This window comes from Kitasatospora sp. NPDC005751 (assembly GCF_040630835.1).
Taxonomy (GTDB): domain Bacteria; phylum Actinomycetota; class Actinomycetes; order Streptomycetales; family Streptomycetaceae; genus Kitasatospora.
Map to the genome: position 1 here is coordinate 1 of NZ_JBEXYC010000145.1, position 3,211 is coordinate 3,211.

1 protein-coding gene and 1 pseudogene are annotated in these 3,211 nt (G+C 69.5%); both read right to left on the bottom strand.

The window, feature by feature from the left end; translation table 11 throughout:
• Window positions 1–156 precede the first annotated feature (156 nt).
• The gene (locus ABZ497_RS36655) at window positions 157–1,299 is read right to left on the bottom strand and encodes a Wadjet anti-phage system protein JetD domain-containing protein (RefSeq protein ID WP_359812454.1); all 1,143 of its coding nucleotides are present in this window, start codon (window positions 1,297–1,299) and stop codon (window positions 157–159) included.
• Window positions 1,286–3,211 (bottom strand): annotated as a pseudogene (locus tag ABZ497_RS36660) (hypothetical protein); the annotation flags it as partial. The gene ABZ497_RS36655 and the pseudogene ABZ497_RS36660, both read right to left, overlap by 14 nt.

The following is a 3,211-nucleotide window of genomic DNA, read 5'->3' on the forward strand; positions in this document are numbered from 1 at the left end:
TTAGGGTCCTCCGGCCTTGCGGGCCTGGGGAACCCGATGCGGGCTGTTGGCGGGGCGTCCCCGGCCGCGGTGCTCCCACCCCGGCACTGGTCCGTGTTCTGCCGCATGCGCTGGCGGGTCGCGGTCTTGCCGGGCTCTGCTGCTCGACCTGCGCTGTCAGCGGATGTCGGCGTGCCAGTCGGTTGTTTGCTGCAGGTGGCGGTAGTTCACCCATTCCTGGGCGAGGCGTTGCCCTCGGGTCAGGAGCCCGGCTGCGGTGTGCTGCTGAGGTGCGGGCAGCCAGTGGGCGAGGCTGATGGCTACGGCCGGGTCTGCGGGTGACTCTTTGCCGGAGCGGGGTCGGCCGAGTTCGAGAAGCATGCGGTAGAGCGTGGGTGCGGGTTGGACGGGCGGTAGGCCCAGTTCGCTGGCGGTCTGGGAGGCGTTGGTGGGGATGCGCAGGCCGCTGAGGTCGAGGTCGCCGAAGTAGCGGATGCGGGTGATGCGGTGTTTCGCGGAGATCGCGCGCACGGACGCTTGGAAGGTGCCGCCCAGGCCCCAGGCGATGTAGCCGAGGCTGTGGTCGGAGGGCAGGCTTTCGGCGAGGGACCACCAGGTGGTGGCGTTCTCGACGACGAGCAGGGTGTCGCCGGTGCCCACGCGCCGGTAGTGGCCCTCGTCTTCGTCTTGCTGAGGGAAGGACTCGGTGATCAGGGGCGGCGGGGGTCGCAGGGCGGCGATGGCGGCGTCCAGGAGGGCGGGGTCGCCGAAGAGGGGCCCGGATTTGAGGGTGTCGAAGGTCTTCTCCGGCATGGGGAAGTCGGTTTCGCTGCCGAAGGTCCCGAAGATCTCCAGGGCGCGCTCGCGGATCGGGAGGGGGAACAGGTCGGGGCCGCTCTTGTGCCACTGGTTGATGGCTGTGTAGGCGGCCTTCTGCTTGCGGGTGGCCTGTACCCAGTGCGCGGCCAGCCAGCTGAGCGCCGGGGCCCAGATAGGCATCGGCTGGACCGTGCGGGCGGGGCGTGGCTGGGGCAGAAGCCAGATCTTGACCGGGAGCGGGACCCGGTCCGGTGTGTGCTGCTTGAACCTGGTGATCGCGGCCTGCTGCTCCAGTTCCTCGAGGATGCAGGCAAGCAGGGCGGGCTCGTATTCGGCTTCGGGGTTGCGGTTGCTGATGGCGCGGAACGCGGCCCAGACCGTGTCGAGGGGGATCTGGGTGCGGGTGGCAGGGTCGCGGCCGTTGTCTTTTGCCCACTGGCGCAGCCGCTCGATCAGTTCACGTTCCCGTCGGGGAAGCGGTCCCTGGTTAGGGGGTGTCACGGTCGATGATCCTTACGGCGGTGAGGTTGCCCGTGTGGTCGGGAGCGTCCAGGAGGGCGAGTCGGCTGCGGGTTTCCGTGTCGTCGACTACCAGGTATTTGCGGGCGGCGCGCAGGTCGGCGTCGTTGCGCAGGCGGATGATGAGTGGGAACTGGCTCAGGACGTTTTCGTCGAAGAGGCCGGTGGTGTAGATGAGTTGAACGCCCAGGGCGCGGGCGACGGCGCGCTGGAGGTCGAGCAGGTAGTCGGCGTTGGCGCGGCCGATGGGGTTGTCGAGGAACAGTACGCCGGAGTGGCGGTGGTGTTTGCGTCCCTTGTGGTTGGCGCGTAGGGCCGCCATGGTGCAGTACAGCATGATTGCGGCGGTGAGCTGCTGTCCTCCGGAGAAGACGTTCTTGACGTCGGAGACGCGGACACGTTCGGTGCGCAGGACGGTGTCGGGCTTAAGGATGTGGACGCGGAAGCCCTTGGGGACGGCGGTGTGGATTCCGCGCAGGAGTAGGGCCATGCCGTCGCGTTTGACGGGACGGCCGTCGCTGGTTCGGCCGGTGGCGGCTTCTTCGATGGCGTCGGCGAGTTTGGGGGCGAGGAGTTCGTCCGACAGGCGGTCGAAGTGAAGTTGGAGGAATTCTTGGCCGCCCCAGTCGTCCAGGGTCCGGGGCAGGGCGGAGACGCGCTGCGCGGTGCGCAGGGTGGACAGTGCCTTGCTGATCTCACCTTGGAGGTGGTCGGTGATTGCCTGTCGGTGTCGGCTGATCTGGTTGATCTCGTCGGTGAGGTTGCGCAGGCGAGTGCGCAGAGCGTCGGTCCATTCGGGTGCCTTGGCGGCGAGTTGGTCACGGTCGAGTGTGTTGATCTGCTGGCGCACGGGGATTGTGAGCTGGCTGTAGTTCTCGGCGGTGGCGTGGCGGGTGAGTTGGAAGGTGGCGCGGTGCAGGTTGCGCTCGCGGCGCTCTTGTTCGTCCTGGGCGGTCTGCTTGGCCTGGTGCAGGTGCTGGGAGGCGCGGGCCGCGGCGTCGGCGTCGCCCGGGTAGGGCTCGGCCGCCGGCTCGGGTGGCGTGACGGCTTTGAGGGTTCCGGCGAGCAGGGCGATGCCCTTGGCGGCTTCCTGGGCCAGGGCGTGGCTGCGCTGGGCGACGTTGTGGTGCGCACGCGCGGTGGCTGCGGCGGTCTGGGCGGTGGCCTTGTGACGGGCTGCGAGGGCGCTGGCCTGCCGGTGCCCTTCCAGGTCGCGTGGCTGGGTCGGCAGTGGCATGGGGGTCAGGTCTTGGGCGGTCGCTGCGTCGTAGGCACGTTGCCGCTCGTTGGTGGCTCCGCGGTGGAGGCCGCATGCGTGGTGGGCGCGGCCGACCGTGTCGACGGCTTCTTGCTGGCCCTCGAGGGCGCGTTGCAGCGCGAGGGCGCGGCTTTCGGTGTCGGCGGCGGCGGAGGTTGCCAGCAGCGCTTCGGCGAGGGCGTACACGTCTGCTTTCAGGACCGCGCACGTCTTCTTGGCGTCGGCTTCTTCGGCCTCCGCCTGCTGGAGCTGGCGGCGGCGGTCGCCGGGGACGTCGGCGCTGTCGAAGTGGGCCTTGGCCATGGTGTAGGTGTGGCGTAGCACCTCGACCGGTTCGCTGGGGGTGGTGTCGCTGTCGGCCACTTCGGCTGGTTCGGTGATGGGAAGGGCGGTGAGTTCGCTGCATGCGGCGGCGGCGATCCGGCGGTGTTCGGCTGCGCCTTCCAGGTGGGCTTGGGCGCGTCGCTCGTGGTCGGCGGCTGCGGCGTCGGCTGTTTCGGCTTCCAGGGTCGCCTGGTCGGCCAGGGATTGGGCCGCGGCGGCCTGCTCCTTCCAGGTCGGGATCTGGTGGAGGCGTTCGGCCAGTTCGGCAAGGCGGCGGCAGGTGAGGTCCTGGCGGGTCTGGGTGTCGCGGGC